Raw genomic sequence first — 23,984 nt, 5'->3', positions numbered from 1 at the left:
GGATTCCTTATTGCGCTGGTTTGGAGAGCACGGCCATGGCGTCGGCCGCAAATTGACGGGAGGCGGCCAGCGCGGCATCACGCGCGTCGGCCTTGTCGAGCCAGGCTTGCGCCGGGGCGCGATCGGCCGGCGCCAACGTTTTCAATTCGCGCCGCGCTTCATTGGCATCGTTGCGCAACGCCGCCGCGGTCGCCCGCGCCACCACTGCGCCGCGGTCATTGCCTGCGGTATCGGTGCGTTCGATGCGGACTAGTTTGGCGGCGCCGGCCTGCAAACGCTCGACGATGCCCGAGCCAGTCGTGGCGGTGTCCTGCGGCACCGCCGGCGACAATTTCGGCACCAGCGTCAGCAATTCGCCCGAGAGCTTGCCGGCGCTCGGCACGCCCGTTGCCGCGAACGGCTCGAGCGCCTTCAGCGCGTCGGCGTTGGGCGCCAGCGCCTTCGCGGTGGTCAGCGCCGCCGGATAGGGATCACCGGTTCGAACGAGAACATCGAGCAACGCCGCCGCCACCACGCGGCGCAGCGGCAGATCGTCGGCAGGTTTCGTATCGACCGGCTTATCGGCGATCTTGCTGCCTTGCTGCGCGATCTCCGCGGCCTGCGCCTGCATGGCGGTTTCGATCTTCGCGATTTGTTCGTTGATCCCGGAGAGATCGGGTGCGGGTGCGCCGTCGGCGCGCGGCGCGGATTTCACCTCGTTAAGCGCGGAGGCAAGTTTTTCGTTCTGCGTGCGCGCGGTTGTGAGTTCGCCGCGCAGCGCGGCGAGCGATTTTTCCAGCGTATCAATCCGCGCCAGGGAAGCGGGATCGGCGACCGGCGCGGCGGGCTTGCTGGTTTTGGTTTCGAGTCCCGCGACGCGGGCGGTAAGGCCGTCGATCGCAGCAGCACTAGGCTGCGGCGCGGGAGGCGCTGCCGCCGGCTGAACGGCGGGCCAGCCCAGCATCCAGCCGACGCCGATCACGAGCGCAGCCGCCACCGCGCCGGAGACGGGTGCAACGATCCAGGGGGAAACCGGCGCCGGCGCAGGCGCCGGTTGCGGCGCCGGTTCCGCCGCAGCCGCCTCGGTTGCAGTCTCGGTCTCGGCCGCCGCAGCCTCAGACGCAGCAGTCTCGGGTGCTGCGGTATCCGACCTCGTTGTATCGCCTGCTTTCGCGGTCTCGCTGGTCACTTCGGTGGCATCGAGATCGATCGTCGGCGGCTCGCGCTTGGGCCGCTCCGATTCGGGCAGTGATCCCTGATTTTCGGGCCTGTCGTCGACCATCGCAGCGGTTCCCTTAGCGTGAGTTGCCCTGAACCTATCAGAATCGGGCGGGGTTAGGCCAATCGGGTCCGCAAAGCACGGCTCAAAGCCTCGAACAAGGCATTTTCGTCGGCCTGGGCGGCCGCCGTGACCTGCGTTGCGCCGGCATCGCGCAAGACGGCGGCAACGGCAGCGGAAATGCAGCATTGTGGCAGCGCCAGCGCCGAAATTTCGACGCCGCCCGACCGCGCCGCGTTCAGAAAGGCGCGCGCGCTGCGGCGTGAATAATGCAGCACCGCCTCGACCTGGTTCGCCACGAAAGCGTCACATACTTCCTGCGGCAGGCTGGACGCTGGAATCATCCGGTAGGTCGTGTGCGTCACGACGGTAAATCCCTTCTCGCCCAATTCGCCCGCAAGATCGCGCGCGAGATCGGCGCCGGCCAGATAGAGCAGCGTGCTGGCTTTCTTGAGTTGCTTCGATTTCACAGCTCCCAGCACCAGATCGCGCAGCGCACCGGCGTCGCCCCTGGCCGCGATCACCTGGCTGAAACCAGCGTCCCGGGCAGCCGAGGCGGTGTGTTCGCCGACCGCGAACAGCGGCAATTTCAACAGCCGGCTATCGGCCAGATGCGGCGCGATGGCGCGTAGCGCGTTGGCTGACGTGACGATGATGGCGCCGTAACGGGCATCGGCGTCGTCATGGAACGGCACCGCCTCAAATCGCAGCATCGGCGCCCGAAGCACTTCAAAACCCCTGGCGCGAAGGGCTGTGGCGGTGGCCTCATCGTCCGGATGCGGGCGCGTGACGAGAACGGCCATGCCTCAGACCTCCAAAAATGTCTTGCCGCAACCCTTGGCACAACCCTTGGCGCAAGAAAAAGCCTTGGCGTAAGAAAAAGCCTTGGCGCAAAATATTTCGGCTTTAGCCGGCGATTGCACCGAGCGACCTCGTAATGCTACCGGGTTACGGAAGCGTTGTTTTGACCTGATACGCAAGGGATCAAATTGGATAACGACACGCCGATGCTGGTGCTGGGTATCGAGACCACCTGCGACGAGACCGCGGCGGCGGTGATCGAGCGGGCGAGCGACGGCAGCGGCCGGATCCTGTCCAATATCGTGCGGTCGCAGACCGACGAGCACGCTCGCTTCGGCGGCGTGGTGCCGGAGATCGCGGCGCGCGCCCATGTCGATCTGCTCGACGGCATTGTCGATAGCGCGATGAAAGAGGCCGGAGTCGGCTTCGCGCAATTGTCGGCGGTCGCGGCCGCCGCGGGTCCCGGCCTGATCGGCGGGGTAATCGTCGGCCTCACCACCGCAAAGGCGATCGCGATGGTGCACGACACGCCGCTGATCGCGGTCAACCATCTCGAGGCCCACGCGCTGACGCCGCGGCTTACTTGCGCGCTGGCGTTTCCCTATTGCCTGTTCCTTGCCTCGGGTGGTCACACCCAGATCGTCGCGGTGGTCGGCGTCGGCAAATATGTCCGGCTCGGCACCACCGTCGACGACGCCATGGGCGAAGCCTTCGACAAGGTCGCAAAGATGCTGTCGCTGCCTTATCCAGGCGGACCGGAGGTCGAGCGCGCGGCCACCGGCGGCGATCCAAAGCGATTTGCGTTTCCGCGCCCGATGCTCGGGCGGCCGGATGCGAATTTCTCGCTGTCGGGACTGAAGACCGCCGTACGCAACGAGGCCAGCCGGATGATGCCGTTGGAGCCGCAGGATGTCAGCGATCTCTGCGCCAGTTTCCAGGCCGCGGTGCTGGAATCCACCGCCGATCGATTGAGCGTCGGCCTGCGGCTGTTCCACGAGCAGTTCGGTCCGCCCCGCGCGCTGGTCGCGGCCGGCGGCGTCGCCGCCAATCACGCGATCCGCGACGCCCTGCAGGATGTGGCGGCGAAAGCGCAGACCACGCTGATCATTCCGCCGCCGGCGCTCTGCACGGATAATGGCGCGATGATCGCCTGGGCCGGCGCCGAGCGGATGGCGCTCGGGCTGACCGATACGATGGATGCGCCGCCCCGCGCGCGCTGGCTGCTCGATGCCAATGCCGCGGCGCCGGCGGGCTACGCCAACACCAGGGCGGGATTTTAGCGATGCCGTCTGAGAACACCGTGGCGGTGATCGGCGCGGGCGCCTGGGGCACCGCGCTTGCGGCCGTCGCGGCGCGCGCGGGCCGCGATGTCATCCTCTATGCACGCAACGCCGAAAACGCCGCGCAAATGAAGATGGCGCATGCCAATCCGCGGCTGCCGGGCATGCGCCTCGACCAGCGCATCGAAATCACCAACCGCATCGCGGCCGCGGCCGGCGCCCACATCATCCTGATCGCAACGCCCGCGCAGAATTTGCGTGAAGCGGCCCTGGCGCTGGCCCCGCATCTGAAGAAGGCGACGCCGGTTATCGCCGCCGCCAAGGGCATCGAGCGCGGCACACATAAATTCATGACCGAAGTGATCGCGGAAGCCGCCCCCGACGCGATACCTGCGATCCTGTCGGGACCGAGCTTCGCCGACGATGTCGCGCGCGGACTTCCGACCGCCGTGACGCTGGCGGCAAAGGACGAGGCGCTGGCAAGCGCGCTGGTGCAGGCGCTCGGCTCATCCACCTTCCGGCCCTATCACACCACGGATATCCGCGGCGTCGAGATCGGCGGGGCGGCGAAGAACGTGCTGGCGATCGCGGCCGGCATCGTTGAAGGACGCAAGCTCGGCGCCTCGGCGCTGGCTGCCTTGACCACGCGCGGCTTCAGCGAGCTGGCACGGCTCGGTCGCGCCTGCGGCGCGCGCGCGGAAACGCTTGCGGGGCTTTCCGGACTGGGCGATCTGATCCTGAGCTGCTCCAGCCTGCAATCGCGCAATTTCGCGCTCGGCATCGCGCTCGGGCGCGGCGAGCAACCGGCGCGCGACAAGCTTGCGGAGGGCGCATTCACCGCGCCCGTGCTGATCGAGCTGGCGGCTTCGCAAAATGTCGACATGCCGGTATCAAAAGCGGTCGCGGCGATACTGGCCGGCAAGGTGACGATCGATGCCGCGATCGAAGGCTTGCTGACGCGGCCGTTCAAGGCGGAGGAATAGATGGCGTACTGGCTGGTGAAGTCCGAGCCCTCGGTGTGGTCGTGGGATATGCAGGTCGCGAAGGGCGCCAAGGGGGAAGCCTGGACCGGCGTGCGCAATTTCACCGCGCGGCAGAATCTCGTGGCGATGAAGAAGGGCGACCTCGCGTTCTTCTACCACTCCAACGAGGGCAAGGAGATCGTCGGCATCGCGGAGATTATCAAGGAGGCCTATCCCGACCCGACCGACAAGACGGGCAAGTTCGTCTGCGTCGACATCAAGGCCGACAAGCCGCTGAAGACCCCGGTGACGATGGCCGCGATCAAGGCCGACAAGAAGCTCGCCGCGATGGCGCTGGTGAAATATTCGCGGCTGTCGGTCCAGCCGGTCACCTCGGACGAATGGAAGATGGTCTGCAAGATGGGCGGATCATAGGGCATCGTGGAGGCATCGCAGCGCCGACGCGCTGTGGGTGGAACCTGGCGGGGCCAGATACAAAATCGCGAAAACAACCCCATGCAAAGTATCAGGATCCCTACTGGAAGGTAATAAAGCACCGCGCCCTGGGCCCTTAACCATTCCTTATCCCGTAATACTCCCCGATCCCTTTTGCAGGAGAAATTTAGCATTTCGGGCGCTAACTCCTGGACGTGCGGCAAGCACGCCAGCGGGAGAGATACGCCTTGAGATCGGGTGCCAGCAGCCTGAACGCGACGCCGCACGACGATGCGGCGGACGTGCTCGTGACGCCTGCGCTCGAAGCCGAGACCGAGCGGCTGCTGTCACAGCGCACGCGCGACATCCAGTTCTCTCCCGAAATGATCCGCGCCTACCGCAAGAAGGACTGGCCGCAACGCAGCAAGATTGCGCGCGCCTGGATGGTCTGGGTCGCCGCCATCAGCGTGGCCTTTGTGCCGCTCAGCTACCTTCTCGCTCCCGATTTCCTCACCCTCACCACCGCCATCAGCGGATTGCTGGTTCCGGCGCTGCACGCCTGCGCCTATCTGGTCTGGCGCAAGCCCCGCAGCGCCACGGTCGAAGGCCTGTCGCTGCTGCTCTTGATGACCAGCGTCATGATGGCGTACGGCGTCATCGCCGTCGCGGCCGGTGGCAGCAATTATGAGCGCTTCCTTATCTGCATCATGTACGTGAACACGATCGCGATCGTGGTGTTCAGCGTCGACTATATCTGGACGCTGGCCCTGATGATCTGCTCCACCGCGATCTTCTTTGGCTTTGAGATCTTCAATCCCGCGATCGAACTCCAGGAAGCGGTCGGGACGTCGATCTTTTATGCGATGGGAATCTTTGCGGCGACGATCGCGCGGAAGACCCAGTCGATCCTCGGTCAAAAAGCCTTCCTGTTGTCCTTGCGCAACCAGTATCGCAGCGACGCCCTGAGGCGCGCCAACCATCAATTGGAAATACTGGCGACGCGCGATCCGCTCACCGGCCTCGGCAACCGCCGTTCGGCGACCGATCTGATCGACCGGCTCTGGCGCGACCCGACAGTTCCGAAAGCCAGTATCGCGTTCATCATGGCCGATATCGACTTGTTCAAGCACTTGAACGATACCGCCGGCCACGCCGCTGGCGACGCCTGCATCAGGCGGGTAGCGGATACGATCGAGGACTCGGTCCGGTTGGGCCTGGATGCGGTGTTCCGCTATGGCGGCGAGGAATTCCTCGTCGTTCTCGCGCATGCCACCCCCGATCTGGCCTGGACGATCGCGCAACGCATCCGCAGCGCGGTGGAGACGCTCGGCATCGTCAATCCCGGAATCCATCCCGCAAATGATTCTGCCAGCGTGGTGACGATCAGCCTCGGCGTCGCGTTCGCGCAGGAGAACGCCGCGCCGGAGATGGTCGCCAAATGGGCTGACGACGCCCTCTACGACGCCAAGCGCGGCGGCAGGAATATTGTGTTCCTGTCGAATGCGCACGTTGCCGGGGAGGAGGATTCGCGTGGTACGCAGCCGGTCAGCGCGGATGAACGGAAGATGTCCTCAAGGGTGGGCGGGCAGTAGCGCTCGCAATCTGTCATTGCCGGGCATAGCCGTCCGAAGGACGGCGTCGCTTCCGCTCGCCTATGACCCGGCAATCCATCACTTTTCAAAAATTCACTTTGTAGATGGATGCGCGGGTCAAGCCCGCGCATGACAAGCGGAAATTACGCCGCAGCAGCCGCCGTCACGACCTGCGCCAACAGCGCTTCGCGCTTCGACTGCGAGCGATAGCCCTTCATCGTCGCGGCGAAGCGCTCGAGGATGCCGTCCTCGAAGGCGGTGACGATGGTGTCGTGGACGTAGCTCTTGCGGCAGATCGCCGGCGTGTTCGACAGCTCGTCGGCAGCGGCCCGAACCGCCTCCAGCACCTGCTTCTTGCGGCCACGGGCGCTGGCCGCCGGGGAAATCCGCGACAGCGATTCCAGCACCACGGCCGAGGCCATCAGGGTGCGGAAATCCTTCAGCGAAATCTTGATGCCGGCGATCTCGCGCAGGAAGCCGTTCACGGTCGTCGTCGAGACGGTACGCACGGTGCCGGAATTGTCGCGATACTGGAACATGCGCTTGCCCGGCACGCTACGCAGGATGCCGATCGCGCGCACGAGCTTGGCCGCGTCGCATTCCTTGCGCACGGCCTTGCCGCCCTTGGCCTTGAAGGTCAGGACCAGATTGTCGTCTTCCAGCGTGACGTTTGACTTCAGCAGCGTGGTGGCGCCGCGCGTGCCGTTCAATCGCGCGTAGGATTCATTGCCCGGCCGGATCGCGGTGCGCGCGATCAGTTCGATCACCGCCGAGAGCGCGAACTCGCGCGTCGGCTCGTCGCCGGACAGATGCATCGAGACGTTGCGGCGGATCTTCGGCAAGGCCGCGACCAGGCGCGCCAGGCGATGGGCCTTGCGCTGCTCGCGGACCTTTTCCCAATCGGCGTGGTAGCGGTATTGCAGCCGGCCGGCGGCGTCGACGCCGACCGCCTGCAGGTGCGAGGTCGGATCGGGCGAATAACGCACCTGCTGATAGGCCGGCGGCACCGCCATCGAGTTCAGGCGCCGGATGGTACCGGCGTGGCGTATCGCCGTGCCGTTGGCGCGAACAAATGAATAGTTCTTGCCACGCTTGATGCGGCGGATCGTCAGCTCGTTCTGGTCGCCGAGCTTGAGGCCGAGTTCCTGCGCCAGCGACTCGACCGTAATCTTCGGCTCATGCTTGGCGAGCTTTTCCTTCGGCGAGGGGATTTTGGCGGGCGCCTTCAGCGGCGTTTTCGGCAACTGGCCAAGCGCTTCTGCCAAAGCGACGGCAGGATCAGCGGAATTGGGCCGCGTAGCCTCGAAATTCACCTGATCCATCATGACCGTCGTTGTCCTGCTCCGCCTGTTCTTCCGGTAATGCCGCTTGCTGCGGCTTGGTTCCGGCGGGGCCCTGTCACCCCGGAAACGCCATTTAGGGGGTAACGAACCCCTTTGCGAGTCCCGATTCCGCGATTATCGGTTATTAGATACCGGTCATGGGAGCCATTCGCGCGATAACGTTGATTTTGGGTCGCATCAAAACGCGAAAGTGATGGCCGGACCGGGCCGGCCGGGCCGTCCGGAAGCGCGGGAACCGACCAAGGTCGCAGATGTTTCCGCCTTGTCCGGGCCCCCTGCGACGCCTAATCATCGTAATAATCAAGACGGCTTGCGACCGCTTACGGGTAGGGCTCGCAATCAGCGGAGGGGAAGATGTCCGAGAAGATTTACGACGTGTCGGCAGACTGGTCGAAGCGCGCTTTGATCGACGACGCCAAGTATCGCGAGATGTATGCAAGATCGGTCGCCGACCCCAATGCCTTCTGGGCCGAACAGGGCAAGCGGATCGGCTGGATCAAGCCGTTCCACAAGGTCGAGAACGCCTCCTTCGCTCCCGGCAATATTTCGATCAAATGGTTCGAGGACGGTGTCCTGAACGTCGCCTGGAACTGCATCGACCGCCATCTCGACAAGCGCGGCGACCAGACCGCGATCATCTGGGAGGGCGACGATCCCAATGAGTCCAAACACATCACCTACCGCCAGCTGCACGACGAAGTCTGCAAGATGGCCAACATCCTGCGCACCAGGAACGTCAAGAAGGGCGACCGCGTCACCATCTACCTGCCGATGATCCCGGAAGCGGCGTATGCGATGCTGGCCTGCGCGCGGATCGGCGCCATTCATTCGGTGGTGTTCGGCGGTTTCTCGCCTGACAGCCTCGCCCAACGCATCACCGATTGCCAGTCCAAGGTCGTCATCACCGCCGACGAAGGCCTGCGCGGCGGCAAGAAGGTGCCGCTGAAGGCCAATGTCGATGCCGCGATTGCCAAGAGCGGCGGCGTCGACTGGGTCGTCGTGGTCAAGCGCACCGGCGGCGCCGTCGACATGAACCCGACCCGCGACTTCTGGTATCACGACGCCGCCAAGATGGTGACGACGGAATGCCCGTGCGAGCCGATGCACGCCGAAGATCCGCTGTTCATCCTCTATACGTCCGGCTCCACCGGCCAGCCCAAGGGCGTGCTGCACACTTCGGGCGGCTATCTCGTCTTCGCGTCGATGACGCATCAATACGTGTTCGACTATCACGACGGCGACATCTACTGGTGCACCGCCGACGTCGGCTGGGTTACCGGCCACAGCTACATCCTCTATGGCCCGCTGGCGAACGGCGCGACCACGCTGATGTTCGAAGGTGTGCCGAACTATCCGGACAATTCGCGGTTCTGGAACGTCATCGACAAGCACAAGGTCAACATCTTCTACACCGCGCCGACCGCGATCCGCGCGCTGATGCAGGGCGGCGACCAGCCGGTGAAGAAAACCTCGCGCAAGAGCCTGCGTCTGCTCGGCTCGGTCGGCGAGCCGATCAATCCGGAAGCCTGGGAATGGTATCACCGCGTGGTCGGCGACGAGCGTTGCCCGATCGTCGACACCTGGTGGCAGACCGAGACCGGCGGCATTTTGATCACGCCGCTGCCGGGCGCGACAAAACTTAAACCCGGTTCGGCGACGCGGCCGTTCTTCGGCGTGGTGCCCGAGATCGTCGATGCCGACGGCAAGGTGCTGGACGGCGAAACATCAGGCAATCTCTGCCTCGCCAAATCCTGGCCGGGCCAGATGCGCACGGTCTATGGCGACCACGCCCGCTTCGAGCAGACCTATTTCTCGACCTACAAGAACAAGTACTTCACCGGCGACGGCTGCCGCCGCGACGCCGACGGCTATTACTGGATCACCGGCCGGGTCGACGACGTCATCAACGTATCAGGCCATCGCATGGGCACCGCCGAAGTCGAAAGCTCGCTGGTGGCGCATGAGGCGGTCTCGGAAGCCGCCGTGGTCGGCTATCCCCACGACATCAAGGGCCAGGGCATCTATGCCTACGTGACGCTGATGACCGGCAAGGAGCCGACCGAAGCGCTGCGCAAGGAACTGGTGGCGTGGGTGCGCAAGGACATCGGCCCGATCGCCTCGCCTGATTTGATCCAGTTCGCCCCGGGCCTGCCGAAGACGCGCTCCGGCAAGATCATGCGCCGCATCCTGCGCAAGATCGCCGAGGACGAACCGTCAAGCCTCGGCGACACCTCGACGCTGGCCGATCCCGCCGTGGTCGACGATCTCGTGCACAATCGGCAGAACAAGAAGGGCGCGGGGGCTTAGCGTGCAATAGGGTTGCCATCACTGCAAAGGGCTCCGAGATAACCGGAGCCCTTTTTGTTTCGCCTCAACCGCCGCTCACCGCGTGAGTGTCTTCCTCTCCGGCACGGTCACCGGCAGCGGCCGGGCCGCGGTCGGCGGTGCAGCGCCGACCGTCGTCTTGTTGAGGCCGCCGCCGCTCGGTGCCATGACCACCGGACTGGGATTCGGCCGCATCGGCGCTGAGATCGGCGGCGGCGGACGGTTCAGCAACTGCACCGGCTCCTTGATCCGCACATTGTCACCCGAGCCGTTGGGACGGATCACGTTCGGAATCCGCCCATCGGGTTTGCCTGCCCCGGATGCCCCGCCAACCGGGTTGTGCCCGGTATGGCCGCCGTTCGACGACGGTGGATTGCCGACCGGCCGGCCGTCGCCGGTACCTGTAACCGGACCCGTCACCGGCGGTTTGTCGTCGCCGCCATGTGGCCGGTGCGCGTGGAGGCAGCGCCGCAGCGCAATGCCACTGAGCCCGGCGCAGGGATTTTCGGTCACCGGCGGCTTCGGCAACGGATCGGGCCTCGTCGGGAATACGCACAGATTGCCCACCCGCACCATTCCCGGGCGGCAGAAGTCCGGCAAGCGGCATACGCCATGGTCCATGAAAGTGCCGCGCGGACACACTGGCGGGACCACGACGACGACCGGCGGACCATTGTCGATCGGCTGATCAAGACGCGGCGGCAGCGGCGACACAGGGTTGTGGACCGGCAACGGTTTGTATCCGCCGCCCTGCTTTGGGCCTACCTGTGGGCAGTCCGGAGCCACCGCACTCATGACGGCGAGGTTGTTCCAGATGAAATTCCAGTCGATCAAATTCTGCGCCAGGAACCAGGCCGGCCACGGCGAGAAGAAGATGTCGATGTCGATCCACGGGCCGACCACGTATCCCGGCAACACGATCACAGTGATTCCATACACGAGCTTGATGTCGGTAACGTAGGTCGTCTGCGTCAGCAGCACCGGGATCTGCTGCGGCGGCGCCGCGCCGTTGCAGCCTTGCGCGAACTTCTGCGTCTCGACAAAGATCCAGTAAGCGGCACTGTTGAAGTCGGCGGTGGAAACCGTCTGAACATCTTGGTCGGGCAGCATCGGCGCCCAGCCGACCCATTCCGGCGACGTGCGCCAGACAACCCAACCCGGGCTGAACTCCGCACCTGGCGTCCATATCCATCCCATCTGTGCGTCAGACACCCAGCGGCCGTAGTGATGGACGATCGCGCCCCACGGCGTCTTGTCGTCGTAGTACCAGCCATATTTTGGGGTCTTGACCCAGTTGCAGGGCGGATAGGGACGCCAGCCCTGCGGCGTCACCGTGGGAATCCACACCTCTCCGTATTTGGCGTGCTGGACAAAGCGGCCGTATTTCGTGAGCACGCCGCGGAATTCCTCCTGCAGCTTCGCAACGCCTTGCTGCGGCACGACGCTGACAGAGCCTTGGGCAGATTCTTGCGCAGGCGCTTGCGCGAAAGCTGACGGCGTTGATGCTGACAGCACGAGGACGGCAAGCGCTGCGGCGAACATCGCCGTGAGCATCGTCCTGGTCTTGATCGAGATGTTCCGGGCAAGGGTCATGATGATTGCTCCCTCACTTCGCGTTCGACGGCGTGCAGACATTCGCGACGTTGGAGTTCAACGTCTTCTGCCACACGAAATTGGAATTCTTCATCATCTGGACCATGAACCACGCCGGCCACGGACCGAATCCGATCTGCACATTGACGAACGGCCCGATCAGGTAGGGCGGCAGCACGATGACGACGATGCCGTCGACGAATTCGAGCGCGGTGATCCATTTGGTCTGCCGCAGAATTACCGGAATGCGTTCGACCGGAGCCGTCTGCGTCGCGTCGCAACCGGCGTTGAACTTCGCGGTCTCGACGAATATCCACTGGTCGCTGATGTTGAACTGGTCGGACGAAATGCTGGTGAAGGCCTGGTCCGGCGGCATCGGCGCCCAGCCCGTCCATTCGGGGCTAGACCGCCACACCACCCATCCGGGGCTGAACTCCGAACCGGGATCCCAGGCCCAGCCGATCTGCTGATCCCAGAACCAGCGGCCATAGTGGTGCACGATCTGGCCCCACGGCGTCTTGTCGTCGTAGTACCAGCCATATTGTTTGGTCTTGACCCACTGGCACGGCGGATAGGGATGCCAGCCTTGCGGCGTCACCGTCGGCACCCACACCTCGCCGAAGCGGGCGTGCTGGACGAAGCGTCCATACTGCGACAGCACCGCGCGGGCTTCGGCCTGCACCGGTTCGTCGCGAACCTCCTCCCTGACATCGTAGGAGGGTTGCGCCACGGCGGTTGCCGAAAGCGCGAACAGGCCCAGCAGCAATGCGGCCAGTATTGCTGTGAGGCGGCCGCCGCCGGCGCGGACGGCTCGGCGCAGCAAAACAATCTCAACCAATGCTCGCATGAGACGAACTCCTGCGCCCCGGAATTGGGCCGCAGCCAGTAGCCGCGTCGTCACGACGCCGAGTTCGGGGCTTCCGGTTTAATTTTTCGTCATGTTCGGGGCCTGGTACCGCCCGGCGCCCTTGCTGCCGCTCCTTTGGGCGAGGCCCCCGCCGCCTGGACCTGACGGCCTCACGCAATCGTCAGGGCGGCGACCGCTGCCCGGGACGTTTCCGGACGAGTGTTGTTTTCAAGTCATTTACTTTAATTCGAACATTTCCTTTTGTTCCGCCATCGAAACGGGTCTCACGGCCGGCTTGGAAACCATCCGGTTAAGACACGCGGTTAAAAATGCGTGGGTGAGACGGCAAACCACTATTTCTGATAGGTTTGCGTTGGCATTTGAGGACCCCCTGACGGGGGCGAGCGGGCGGGAGAAATTGATGTCGATGAGGATTGCGGTGGCGCTGGCCGCCACCATCGGGGTGGGCGTTTTGATGTCGTCGGCGGCAGAAGCGCGGCCCGAAATGGTCGGTATCCGCGGCGATTACACGCCGGGTACGATCGTCGTGAAGACCAACGAGCGCCGCCTCTATCTCATTCTCGAACAAGGCCGCGCCGTGCGCTATCCGGTCGGCGTCGGCCGCGCCGGCAAGCAGTGGGCCGGCACCACCCGCATCGACGGCAAGTATCAGAACCCGGCATGGTCGCCGCCCGCCGAAGTGAAGCGCGACAAGCCGAACATGCCCAACGTCATTCCCGGCGGCTCGCCGAGCAACCCGATGGGCGTCGCGGCAATGACGCTCGCCGGCGGTGAATACGCCATCCACGGCACCAATGCGCCGGGCTCGGTCGGCGGTTTTGTCTCCTATGGCTGCATCCGCATGCTCAACGCCGATATTACCGACCTTTACCAGCGCGTTTCGGTCGGCACGCAAGTGACGGTGACGCGCTGATCGGCATTCTCTGTTTTGAAATTTGAGAGAGCCGCGCATCGAGCGCGGCTTTTTCTATTTCCCGGCGTTCGCGCACCAGCCGTTGCGATGACCGCCGCTGTACCTGCGCCCATGGCCACCGGCAAGCAACGCAGCCGAGACGCTGGTGGTCTTCCTCGTCGCCACGTCGGCCACCACCCGGCCGGCATACTTGTCCGGCCCGATATTCGAGATCGTGACCGCGCCTTCGCGGAGCAGGCCGCGCAGGGCGTCGCTCGCGGCTTCCGCCATCTGCAATTCCTGCGGACAGGCCGCCTTCAATTCCGGCGTGTCGATTCCGCGCAGGCGGACCCGCGTGTTCAGCGCGAGTCCATCCGGCAATTGCACCCGTGCCTCGAACGTGTCGCCATCGACGGTGCGGATCACGTCGACGGCGTGACGCACATCGGGACTGCCAGCGCTCTTCCAGATTGTCTCGGCGTCGCGCGCCGCCTGGCTGTCGGCCGCGGGCGGCAACGGCCAATGCACCCAATGGCGCAGCGGCAGCATCGTCCCCGCGACAACCCCAATCACGAATACCCAGGGCAAGGCCGCTGCGAACCGGCGCCGCCAAGGACTTCGGTGCGGCGTCCGATAAGTATTTATTCTTTTATATGGGGACATATTCCCAATATGGTGGAATGAGTCGGCTATTCCGGCAAGTTACCGCATCGCCTCAAAAATCCGAGGCGATGCCTTTGCGCTCCCAGTCGCCGTAACGGGTCGGCTCCGGCCCCTTCGGACCCTGCAATTCCTTCTGTGCCGCCGGAGCGGTGGTGGCTTCGGCAGCTTTCCGGCGCGCTTCGGCTTCGGCCAGCGCACGCCGGGCGGCCGGCGTCAGCAACTTGCCGGGGGCGGCGCCGGGAAGAGCTGCAGACGGTGATCGGGGATCGTCGGTCATGGCGAAATTTCCGGCAAAACTTTCCTGCGGCCCATCTCATTAGCAAACGGATGAACGCAATGCCGGCATCACAATCGTGAAACCCGCGCAGCGATTCTTACATTTGGCATATTCGCATGCCAAAGGAGTTTTTCATTTCCAAGTTCTTCACTTCAATGGCATGCGCCGAAACCCTGTTCAGCACTTTCCGAGATATTCCTTCTCCATGCCCCCTTCAAGATTCGCAGTTCCTGCCGAAGTTCCCGGTCTCGCGGCGCGGCGTATAGCGGCCGACATTCTCGACGGCGTGCTGCACAAGCACCGCACCCTCGACGAGCAGCTCGACGGCGCCGGCGCCCATCCCGGATTGAAATCGCTCGCCGATCGCGACCGCGCGCTGATGCGGCGGCTGGTTGCAACGATTCTGCGGCGGCTCGGCACCCTCGGTCATTTGTTGTCGCGCCTGCTCGACCGCGGCGTTCCGACCGACGCGCCGCGCGCGCAAAGCGCGCTGTTGATCGGCGCTGCGCAGATTCTCTGGATGGACGTGCCCGATCATGCCGCCGTCGACCTTTCAGTGCGGCTGGTGCAATCGGACCGACGCGCCGCGAAATATGCCGGCCTCGTCAATGCCGTGCTGCGGCGTTGTGCGCGCGAAGGCCAGCCGCTGATCGACGAAGTCAAGGCGCAGACGCTGGACATTCCGCCGTGGCTGCTGGCGCGCTGGATCGCGGCCTATGGCGAGACCACCGCGCGTGAGATGGCAATTGCGATCGGCCATGAACCGTCGCTCGACATCACCGTCAAGTCGGACGCGCCGCAATGGGCGACCCGCCTGCACGGCGAAACGCTGCCGACCGGGACGGTGCGCACCCTGTTGCAGGGTTCCGTGACGATGCTGCCCGGTTTCACCGAAGGTCAGTGGTGGGTACAGGACGCCGCCGCTGCACTGCCGGCGCGGCTGTTCGGCGACCTCAATGGCAAGAGCATCGTTGATCTCTGCGCCGCGCCCGGCGGCAAGACCGCCCAGCTCGCGCAAGCCGGCGCACGCGTCACCGCGGTCGATCGTTCGGCGCCGCGGATGACGCGGCTGCGCGACAATCTTTCGCGGCTGTCGCTGCAGGCCAATGACGTCGTGGCCGATGGCGCCGAATGGCCGGGCGGCGACGGCACATTCGACGGCGTCCTGGTCGACGCGCCCTGCACCTCGACCGGCACCATCCGGCGCCACCCGGATGTGGCCTGGCTGCGCCAGGAAACCGACATCGCCGCGCTGAGCGCGCTGCAGCTCCGGTTGCTGAAAAAGGCGATCGCCCTGCTCAAGCCGGGCGGGACGCTGGTCTATTGCACCTGTTCGCTGGAACCGGAAGAAGGCGAGCAGGCGGTGGCGGCGCTGCTCGCGACCGAATCAGGCGTGCGCCGCGCGCCGGTGGACGCCGGCGAAGTCGCAGGCCTTGCCGAGATCGTAACAGCGGACGGCGATTTGCGTACCCTGCCCTGCCATCTGCCCCACGACGACCCGCGGCTTGGCGGGCTGGATGGATTTTACGCCGCGCGGCTGGTTAAATCCTGATTTTGCACCTGTTTTTCGCGACCTCCGGGTGATTCGCGCACTTTCAAGATGGTGTCTTGGGCGCGTTTCCGGATTAAAAGGATTCGCCACAAGATCTCCTCCCATCAAGGTTAGGCGTGTCGGTCGCTCAACGCAGACGCATTACGACGCTGGTCGCGAGCCGCTTTGCGCGGGGCGTGATGGCGCGCGCCAGCGGCGGTACCGTCGGGCTGTCGCGGCTGTGGCCGGGCCGCGCCGACCGGCTGATCATCGCGCCGCATGATCTGCGCACCGCCGACGCCACCCGCGCCGCCGAAATCTACGCCGGCCGTTTCGTGTTCGCCGGCAAGATCGTGACCTGCCACGGCCGCTCGATCTTCGATCTCGAACCGCCGTCGGAAGATTGGGAAGTGGCGCTGCTCGGTTTCGGCTGGCTGCGCCATCTGCGCGCGGCCGATACCGCGCTGACCCGCGCCAACGCCCGTTCGCTGGTCGACGACTGGATTTCGAATCCCGGCCGCAAGCGGCCGCTCGAGCGCCGCGCCGATGTGCTGGCGCGCCGCGTCATCTCGCTGTTGTCGCAGGCCCCGCTGGTGCTCGGCGATACCGACGGCAAGTTCTATCGCAAATATCTGCGCGGGCTGACCCGCGAGATCCGCTATCTGCGCTACACCATGCTCGACATCGCCGACGGCGTGCCGCGGGTGCAGGTGCTGATCGCGCTTTGCTACGCCTCGCTGTGCCTCGCCAACCAGGCAAAACATATCCGCTCCGCGAGCCGGCGGCTGTCCGACGAATTGCAGCGGCAGATCCTGCCCGACGGCGGGCACATCTCGCGCAATCCCGGCGCGCTGGTCGAACTGCTCAGCGATATGCTGCCGCTGCGCCAGACCTTTGCCGCGCGCAATATCGCGCCGCCGCCGGCGCTGCTCAACGCGATCGACCGCATGATGCCGATGCTGCGCTTCTTCCGCCATGGCGACGGCGCCTTTGCGCTGTTCAACGGCATGAGCAACGCGCCGAACGATCTGGTGGCGACGCTGCTGGCCTATGACGACACCCACGGCGTGCCGATGGCGCACATGCCGCATACCGGCTTTCAGCGCCTCGATGCCGGCACCACCACCGTCATCATGGACACCGGCCCGCCGCCGCCGCCAAATATCAGCCAGGACGCGCATGCCGGCTGCCTTGCGTTCGAATTGTCCTCCGGGCCGAGCCGGATCGTCGTCAATTGCGGCATGCCCTCGACCGGCCGCGACAATTGGCGCGCCTTTGCGCGCAGCACCGCGGCGCATTCGACCCTGACCTATCACGAGACGTCGTCGTGCCAGTTCGTCGAGATATCGGCGATGAAGCGGCTGTTGCAGGGGGCGCCGGTGACTAGCGGCCCGGCCAATGTGGAAAGCTATCGCGAAGCGGTGGAGAGCGGCGATCTTCTGACCACATCGCATGACGGCTACCTGCCGCGATTTGGCGTCGTGCACCGCCGCGTGCTGATGATAGCGCCTGATGGCGCGCGGCTCGACGGCGAGGATACGCTGTCGCCGGCGCCGGGCTCGCGCTTCAAGGGCAGCGGCACCGACTTTGCCTTGCGGTTTCACCTGCACCCGTCCGTGAAGGCGAGCCGGCTTTCCGACGCCCGCGGCGTCATGCTGGTGCTGCCCAACCGCGACGTCTGGACCTTCGAGGCGCTCGACGACAAGGTCGACCTCGAGGACAGCGTTTTCCTGGCCGGCAATGACGGCCCCCGCCGCACCGCCCAGATCGTGATCCGGCAGGATTCGCGGCAGGCAACCTCGATCCGCTGGAATTTTGTGCGCTCCTCGACCTCAGCCGCCGCCACCAACGCCCGCCGCAACGCCAGGCGCGAACCGGAATTGCCGTTGTAGAAACAACCGATCCTGCCGTTGTGAAACCCGCCGAAAACTGCTAACCGAGCCCTGCTCGCGCGACTGGCGACCTTGGATGGAGTACCATCGGGAAGCGCGGGACTAGCTGCCGCGCGCCTGGGCACCCCCTTTAACCGAGGATCTTGCCCATGACTGACCATCCCCGCCGCGTCACCCGCGCTCTGTTGTCCGTTTCCGACAAAACCGGCCTGATTGAATTCGCCCGCGCGCTTGCAGGCTACGGCGTCGATCTCGTCTCCACCGGCGGCACCGCGAAGGCAATCGCGGCCGCGGGGCTGAAGGTGACGGACGTCTCCGACCTCACCGGTTTCCCCGAAATGATGGACGGCCGGGTCAAGACGCTGCATCCGAAGGTGCATGGCGGCCTGCTCGCGATCCGCGACAACAAGGAACACACTGATGCGATGCAGGCGCACGGCATCGCGCCGATCGATCTGCTGGTGGTCAACCTCTATCCGTTCGAGGCGACCGTCGACAAAGGCGCCGGATACGAGGACTGCATCGAGAATATCGACATCGGCGGTCCGGCGATGATCCGCGCCGCGGCGAAGAACCACGACGATGTCGCGGTCGTCGTCGAAGCCAGCGACTATCAATCCGTGCTCGACGAGCTCGCCGCCAATAACGGCGCGACCTCGCTGAAACTGCGCCGCCGCCTCGCGGCAAAGGCCTACGCCCGCACCGCTGCGTATGACGCTGCGATCTCGAACTGGTTTGCGCTTCAGCTGAAAGACGACGCGCCGGATTTCCGCGCCTTTGGCGGCAAACTGATCCAGTCGCTGCGCTACGGCGAGAACCCGCATCAGACCGCGGCGTTCTATGCGACGCCCGACAAGCGGCCGGGCGTTTCGACCTTGCGCCAGCTTCAGGGCAAGGAGCTGTCGTACAACAACATCAACGACACCGACGCGGCCTATGAATGCGTCGCCGAGTTCGACCCGGCCCGCACCGCGGCCTGTGTCATCGTCAAGCACGCCAACCCCTGCGGCGTTGCCGAAGGCAGCGATCTGCTCGGCGCCTACAAGAAGGCGCTGGCCTGCGATTCGACGTCGGCCTTCGGCGGTATCGTCGCGGTCAACCGCACGCTCGACGCAGAGGCTGCGCGCGCCATCACCGAAATCTTCACCGAGGTCATCATCGCACCCGATGCCACGGAAGAAGCCATCGCTGTCGTCGCCGCAAAGAAGAATCTACGGCTGTTGCTGGTCGGCGGCCTGCCAGATCCGCGCAAGCCGGGCCTCACCGCCAAGACGGTGTCCGGCGGTCTGTTGGTGCAAAGCCGCGACAACGCCGTGATCGAAGACATGGCGCTGAAGGTCGCGACCAAGCGCGCGCCCACGGACGCCGAACTGCGCGATCTCAAATTCGCCTTCCGCGTCGCCAAGCACGTCAAGTCCAACACGATCATTTACGCCAAGGATCTCGCCACCGTCGGCATCGGCGCCGGCCAGATGAGCCGCGTCGATTCCGCCCGCATCGCCGCCCGCAAGGCGCTGGATGCCGCGGCTGAAATGAAACTCGCCGAACCGCTGACCAAGGGTTCGGTGGTCGCGTCAGACGCGTTCTTCCCGTTCGCCGACGGCATGCTGGCCTGCATCGAAGCCGGGGCCACCGCGGTGATCCAGCCCGGCGGCTCCATGCGCGACGATGAAGTGATCAAGGCCGCCGACGACCACGGTATCGCCATGGTGTTCACCGGCGTGCGGCATTTCCGGCATTGATTACTGTCGCCCCGGCGAACGCCGGGGCCCATACCGCGTGATCTCACGATGAAGCCTCGGTAGCAGAGACCTTTCGCAAAACTTCTCCCTGCGGCTATGGGTCCCGGCTCAAGGCCGGGACGACGTGGTGAGGGAGATGGGCAATCTCACCTCTCCCTCACCCGCAACAGCAGCGCCAGCCCGACAACAAAAAACACCACCAGCAGCGCCATGCCGGCCTTCTGACTCGCAGTCACCGCCGTAACAACGCCGATCAGCAGCGGTCCGACGAACGAGGTGACCTTTCCGGTCAGCGCGAACAGCCCGAAACACTGCGCGATGCGATCTTGCGGCGCGAGACGAATCAGCAGCGTGCGCGACGCCGCCTGCAGCGGACCGCCGGCGCCGCCGATCAGGCATCCGAGGATGAGATAGGCGCGCTCGGCCGCACCCGAGAACAGCGGTCCGCCGGGCACGGGGGGCGCCACCTTCACGAACAGGATCGAATCCTTGTCGACCAGCAGGATGGCGGCGAGCGCCAGCAGCAGCACCAAGAGGCTGATCGCGATCACGCGCTTCGGCCCCACGCGATCATCGAGCTTGCCGCCGAGCCAGGCCCCGAACACGCCCGCGATCGCCGCGACAATGCCGAAGGTACCGATCTGGATCGTGTGCCAGCCGAACGTGCCCGCCGCATAGATGCCGCCGAAGGCAAACAGCGACACCAGCCCGTCGGTATAGATCATGTTGGCGAGCAGGAACGTCGCCAGCGATTTCTGCTTCGGCAATTCGCGCAGCGTCTGCTTCAGCTCGCTCAAACCTTCGCGCAACGCCGCCCGCATCGGAAGCTTTGCCGGATAGTCCGGCGTCAGCAAAAACATCGGCAGCGTGAACAGCATGAACCACAGCGCCGTCAGCGGTCCGGTGATGCGGTCGCCCGCATGCGTCACCGGGTCGAGGCCGAACAGCGGCATGAACCCGAACAGCGTGCGTCCGGTCTGCGGATTGGCGGCGAGAAAACCAAGCACCAGGATCAGGCTGAGGATACCACCGACATAGCCGGTGGCCCAGCCGGTGCCAGACAGCCGTCCGATCTTGTCCGGCGGCACCAGCGTGGGCATCATCGCGTTGTTGAACACGGTGGCGAATTCGACGCCGACACTTGCGATCGCATAACACAGCAGCAGTGTCGGGATAATGCTGGGATCGCCGGGCTTTCCGAACCACATCAGGCTCGAGCCGATCACCAGCAACAAGCCGAATCCTGCGATCCACGGCTTGCGACGGCCGCTGGCGTCGGCAATCGCGCCCAGGATCGGGGACATCAGCGCAATCATCAGCCCCGCGGCCGCGGTGGCAAATCCCCACAGCGCCTGCCCGGTCGCCGGATCCGGCGCGACGAAGCCTGCGAAATACGGCGCGAACACGAAGGTGGTGATCAACGTGAAATAAGGCTGCGCGGCCCAGTCGAAGAAGATCCAGCTGACGACGGCGGCGCGGGGCGGATATTTTCTTGAAGTATCAGCGCCAGATGCCTGAGGAGCAGTCACCGTCATACCCAGGAATTTCCTTCATCGATCACGACAAGGCGTTTTGCCCGCCGAATTCGAACCCATATAGCATGCGATTATCATGCGTGTGCTATTGCCAGGCATCACACCGGCTCCAACTGCGGCGGATTTTGGATGATTTTCTGCACGAATAAGTGGCGTAGCGCGCTGGTGACCATCACGCTCGTCGTTGCGTCAGGCACAACGGCCTATGCGCAGGAGCAACGCCGCCTCTATACACCGCCGGACCTTGCCACGGTTCGCGCCGTATCCGCCCAACAGGGCATGGTGGTGGCGCAGGAAAAACTCGCGGCCCGCATCGGCGCCGACATTTTGCGGCAGGGCGGCAACGCTGTCGACGCCGCGGTCGCGACCGGCTTTGCGCTGGCCGTGACCTATCCGCGCGCCGGCAATATCGGCGGCGGCGGTTTCATGGTGATTCATTCCGCCGAGCGCAACGAAGACGTCGCGATCGATTATCGCGAGACCGCCCCATCCGCTGCCACGCGCGACATGTATCTCGGCGCCGACGGCAAACCCGACACTGACAAATCGCGCAATTCGGCGCTCGGCATCGGCGTGCCCGGCACCGTGGCGGGCCTGGCGCTCGCGCTGGAGAAATACGGCTCCGGCAAATTCACCCTCGCGCAAATCATCCAGCCATCGATCGAACTGGCGCGCGACGGTTTTATCGTCGCCGACGACATGGCCGACACACTCTCCGACATGTATCGCCGGATGGCGCGCTGGCCGAATTCCGCCAAATCTTTCTCCCGTGCCGATGGTGAGCAGCTGCGTGACGGCGACCGGCTGATCCAGCCTGATCTGGCGGCCACACTGACCGCGATCGCCGAACAGGGCCCGCGTGGCTTCTATGAAGGACCGGTCGCCGAAAAACTGGCGAAGGCGGTGAGCAGTGCCGGCGGCATCATGACGCCGGACGATCTGAAATCATATCAGGCGCTGCTCCGCGCGCCGGTGCGCGGCAATTACCGCGGCTACGACATCGTCTCGATGCCGCTGCCGTCGTCGGGCGGCACGGTGTTGCTGGAAACGCTGAACATCCTCGAAGGCTTTCCGATGTCCGACATGAAGCAGGGCTCGGCCCCCTCGCTGCATGTCATGATCGAGGCGATGAAGCGTGCCTATGCCGACCGCGCCCGCTATCTAGGTGACCCCGATTTCGTCAACGCACCGATGCAAGTCCTGCTCGCCAAGGATTACGCCGCCAGGCAACGCGCCAGCATCGATCCGGAACGCGCAACGCCATCGGCCGATGTCTTGAAAATTACCCCGCAACGCGAGGGCAGCAACACCACGCATTATTCGGTTGTCGACAGCCGTGGCAACGCCGTCAGCAACACCTACACCCTGAACTTCCCCTATGGCGTCGGCCTGGTCGCCGACGGCACCGGCATACTGCTCAACAACGAGCTCGACGATTTCACCGCGGCGCCCGGCGCCTCCAACGCCTTCGGGCTGGTGGGTTTTGAGGCCAATCTGCCCGGCCCCGGCAAGCGGCCGCTATCGTCGATGTCACCGACCATCGTGCTGAAGGACGGCAAGCCGGTGCTGGTGACGGGAACGCCCGGCGGCAGCCGCATCATCTCGGCGGTGCTGCAGATCGTCGTGAACGCGCTGGATTACAAGATGGATGTTGCGGCTGCCGTCGCCGCGCCGCGCGTGCACCATCAATGGATGCCCGACGAAGTGCGGGCGGAACGCGGCTTTCCGCAAGAGACGCTCGACGCCCTGAAAGCCAGAGGGCATCAGGTGATCGTGCCGCTCGGCCAGACCTCGGCCAATTCCATCGCCGTGACGCCCACCGGCCTGCTCGGCGCGCCCGATCCGCGCACCCGCGGCGCGGAAGCGGCGGGGCAATAGGTTTCGATTCGCTGTTGCCGGTTTGCCTGACGAACGCATCGGCGTAGGATTGTTCTTCAATCTTGCTCGGTCGTTCCCTCCCCCCTTGCGGGGGAGGGTTAGGGAGAGGGGTCCACACGGGTAGTCCCGATGACGCCACCCCTCTCCCCGACCCTTCCCCGCAAGGGGGGAGGGAGCATAACCATTTGTGCGTCCCTAACCTGGAGTCGTCCCATGACATCCCTCAAAGGCAAGACGCTGTTCGTATCCGGAGGCAGCCGGGGCATCGGGCTGGCGATCGCGCTGCGCGCCGCGCGCGATGGCGCCAATGTTGCGATCGCGGCCAAGACCGCGGAGCCGCACCCAAAACTCAAGGGCACGATCTACACCGCCGCCGACGAGGTTCGCGCTGCCGGCGGCAAGGCGCTGCCGGTGCTCTGCGACATCCGCGACGAAGCGCAGGTGATCGCGGCGATCGAAAAGACCGTCGCCGAGTTCGGCGGCATCGACATCTGCGTCAACAATGCAAGCGCCATCAGCCTGACCAATTCGCAGATGACCGACATGAAGCGGTTCGACCTTATGATGGGTATCAATACGCGAGGCACCTTCCTGGTGTCGAAATATTGCATCCCGCATCTGAAGAAGGCCGCCAACCCTCACATCCTGATGCTGTCGCCGCCGCTCGACATGAAGACGAAATGGTTCGAGCATTCCACCGCCTATACGATGGCCAAATTCGGCATGAGCATGTGCGTGCTCGGGCTGTCAGGTGAATTGAGATCCGCAGGCGTCGCCGTCAACGCGCTGTGGCCGCGCACCACGATCGCGACCGCCGCGGTAGGCAATCTCCTCGGCGGCGACGCGATGATGCGTGCCAGCCGCACGCCTGAAATCATGGGCGACGCCGCTTACGTCATCTTCACCAAACCCTCCCGCGAATTCACAGGCCAGTTCTGCATCGACGACAAGGTGCTCCATGCCAGCGGCGTGCGTGACTTCGAGCCTTACCGTGTCGACAAATCGGTGCCGCTGATGTCGGACTTCTTCGTGCCCGATGACGACGTCCCGCCACCCGGCGTCACCGTCCAGGCGCTGCCTTCGGTTGGCGCGGCCCAGAAGTCGGGCTAGAACGCTT

The 23,984-nt window shown here is 64.7% G+C and carries 19 protein-coding genes and 1 riboswitch; of the genes, 11 read left to right on the top strand and 8 right to left on the bottom strand.

Annotation, left to right across the window (positions count from 1 at the left end):
• Positions 1–7: 7 nt before the first annotated feature.
• Positions 8–1,261: a COG4223 family protein gene (locus JQ597_RS27490; RefSeq protein WP_212268607.1), complete on the bottom strand. Its 1,254-nt coding sequence runs from the start codon at positions 1,259–1,261 to the stop codon at positions 8–10.
• A gap of 53 nt (positions 1,262–1,314) precedes the next feature.
• Positions 1,315–2,061: a uroporphyrinogen-III synthase gene (locus tag JQ597_RS27485; protein WP_212268605.1), complete on the bottom strand. Its 747-nt coding sequence runs from the start codon at positions 2,059–2,061 to the stop codon at positions 1,315–1,317.
• Positions 2,062–2,265: 204 nt separating this feature from the next.
• Between JQ597_RS27485 and tsaD the strand changes: the two genes are divergently transcribed.
• The 4 genes from tsaD (at position 2,266) to JQ597_RS27465 (ending at position 6,328) form a co-directional block, all read left to right on the top strand.
• A complete protein-coding gene (gene tsaD, locus JQ597_RS27480; protein ID WP_212268687.1) occupies positions 2,266–3,339 on the top strand; it encodes a tRNA (adenosine(37)-N6)-threonylcarbamoyltransferase complex transferase subunit TsaD in 1,074 nt (357 codons plus the stop codon).
• 2 nt (positions 3,340–3,341) lie between these two features.
• A complete protein-coding gene (locus JQ597_RS27475; RefSeq protein WP_212268603.1) occupies positions 3,342–4,322 on the top strand; it encodes an NAD(P)H-dependent glycerol-3-phosphate dehydrogenase in 981 nt (326 codons plus the stop codon).
• On the top strand, positions 4,323–4,736 hold the full coding sequence (locus tag JQ597_RS27470) for an EVE domain-containing protein (RefSeq protein ID WP_212268601.1): 414 nt from the start codon (positions 4,323–4,325) through the stop codon (positions 4,734–4,736).
• A 248-nt stretch (positions 4,737–4,984) separates the two neighbouring features.
• Positions 4,985–6,328, top strand: a complete 1,344-nt coding sequence (locus JQ597_RS27465; RefSeq protein WP_212268599.1) for a GGDEF domain-containing protein — start codon at positions 4,985–4,987, stop codon at positions 6,326–6,328.
• 143 nt (positions 6,329–6,471) lie between these two features.
• Here JQ597_RS27465 and JQ597_RS27460 read toward each other — a convergent pair whose 3' ends face one another.
• Positions 6,472–7,653, bottom strand: a complete 1,182-nt coding sequence (locus tag JQ597_RS27460; RefSeq protein WP_212268597.1) for a DNA topoisomerase IB — start codon at positions 7,651–7,653, stop codon at positions 6,472–6,474.
• A 372-nt stretch (positions 7,654–8,025) separates the two neighbouring features.
• On the opposite strand from JQ597_RS27460, the gene acs reads away from it, so the two are divergent.
• The gene (acs, locus tag JQ597_RS27455; protein ID WP_212268595.1) at positions 8,026–9,978 is read left to right on the top strand and encodes an acetate--CoA ligase; all 1,953 of its coding nucleotides are present in this window, start codon (positions 8,026–8,028) and stop codon (positions 9,976–9,978) included.
• 75 nt (positions 9,979–10,053) lie between these two features.
• Here the strand turns inward: acs and JQ597_RS27450 are convergent, their stop codons facing one another.
• Positions 10,054–11,589, bottom strand: coding sequence for a DUF6600 domain-containing protein (locus tag JQ597_RS27450; RefSeq protein WP_212268593.1), 1,536 nt, complete (start codon positions 11,587–11,589; stop codon positions 10,054–10,056).
• A gap of 13 nt (positions 11,590–11,602) precedes the next feature.
• The gene (locus tag JQ597_RS27445) at positions 11,603–12,436 is read right to left on the bottom strand and encodes a DUF6600 domain-containing protein (protein ID WP_212268591.1); all 834 of its coding nucleotides are present in this window, start codon (positions 12,434–12,436) and stop codon (positions 11,603–11,605) included.
• 421 nt (positions 12,437–12,857) lie between these two features.
• Here JQ597_RS27445 and JQ597_RS27440 point away from each other — a divergent pair, with 421 nt between their 5' ends.
• Complete coding sequence (locus JQ597_RS27440; RefSeq protein ID WP_212268589.1) at positions 12,858–13,370, top strand: L,D-transpeptidase; 513 nt, start codon at positions 12,858–12,860, stop codon at positions 13,368–13,370.
• A gap of 54 nt (positions 13,371–13,424) precedes the next feature.
• Here the strand turns inward: JQ597_RS27440 and JQ597_RS27435 are convergent, their stop codons facing one another.
• Both JQ597_RS27435 and JQ597_RS27430 read right to left on the bottom strand, forming a co-directional pair.
• Positions 13,425–14,012, bottom strand: a complete 588-nt coding sequence (locus JQ597_RS27435) for a thermonuclease family protein (RefSeq protein ID WP_212268587.1) — start codon at positions 14,010–14,012, stop codon at positions 13,425–13,427.
• 52 nt (positions 14,013–14,064) lie between these two features.
• Complete coding sequence (locus tag JQ597_RS27430; RefSeq protein WP_212268585.1) at positions 14,065–14,289, bottom strand: DUF1674 domain-containing protein; 225 nt, start codon at positions 14,287–14,289, stop codon at positions 14,065–14,067.
• Positions 14,290–14,494: 205 nt separating this feature from the next.
• On the opposite strand from JQ597_RS27430, the gene JQ597_RS27425 reads away from it, so the two are divergent.
• The 3 genes from JQ597_RS27425 (at position 14,495) to purH (ending at position 19,454) form a co-directional block, all read left to right on the top strand.
• Positions 14,495–15,841, top strand: coding sequence for an RsmB/NOP family class I SAM-dependent RNA methyltransferase (locus JQ597_RS27425; protein WP_212268583.1), 1,347 nt, complete (start codon positions 14,495–14,497; stop codon positions 15,839–15,841).
• 116 nt (positions 15,842–15,957) lie between these two features.
• Positions 15,958–17,712 carry a heparinase II/III family protein gene (locus JQ597_RS27420; protein WP_212268581.1) on the top strand — a complete coding sequence of 585 codons (1,755 nt, stop codon included), beginning with the start codon at positions 15,958–15,960 and terminating at the stop codon, positions 17,710–17,712.
• Between the two features lie 49 nt (positions 17,713–17,761).
• Positions 17,762–17,842: riboswitch (ZMP/ZTP riboswitch) on the top strand.
• Positions 17,843–17,861: 19 nt separating this feature from the next.
• Positions 17,862–19,454 carry a bifunctional phosphoribosylaminoimidazolecarboxamide formyltransferase/IMP cyclohydrolase gene (gene purH / locus JQ597_RS27415; protein WP_212268579.1) on the top strand — a complete coding sequence of 531 codons (1,593 nt, stop codon included), beginning with the start codon at positions 17,862–17,864 and terminating at the stop codon, positions 19,452–19,454.
• Positions 19,455–19,600: 146 nt separating this feature from the next.
• On the opposite strand, the gene JQ597_RS27410 is transcribed toward purH, so the two are convergent.
• Entirely contained in the window at positions 19,601–20,989 is a 1,389-nt protein-coding gene (locus JQ597_RS27410; RefSeq protein WP_212268577.1) for an MFS transporter, read from the bottom strand.
• 129 nt (positions 20,990–21,118) lie between these two features.
• Between JQ597_RS27410 and ggt the strand changes: the two genes are divergently transcribed.
• Both ggt and JQ597_RS27400 read left to right on the top strand, forming a co-directional pair.
• A complete protein-coding gene (gene ggt, locus JQ597_RS27405) occupies positions 21,119–22,867 on the top strand; it encodes a gamma-glutamyltransferase (protein WP_212268575.1) in 1,749 nt (582 codons plus the stop codon).
• A 213-nt stretch (positions 22,868–23,080) separates the two neighbouring features.
• Complete coding sequence (locus tag JQ597_RS27400; protein ID WP_212268572.1) at positions 23,081–23,977, top strand: SDR family oxidoreductase; 897 nt, start codon at positions 23,081–23,083, stop codon at positions 23,975–23,977.
• The last annotated feature ends 7 nt before the right edge of the window (positions 23,978–23,984 follow it).

Source organism: Bradyrhizobium sp. AUGA SZCCT0177 (genome assembly GCF_018130125.1).
Taxonomy (GTDB): Bacteria; Pseudomonadota; Alphaproteobacteria; order Rhizobiales; family Xanthobacteraceae; genus Bradyrhizobium.
This window is presented reverse-complemented; position numbering and strand designations above follow the sequence as displayed.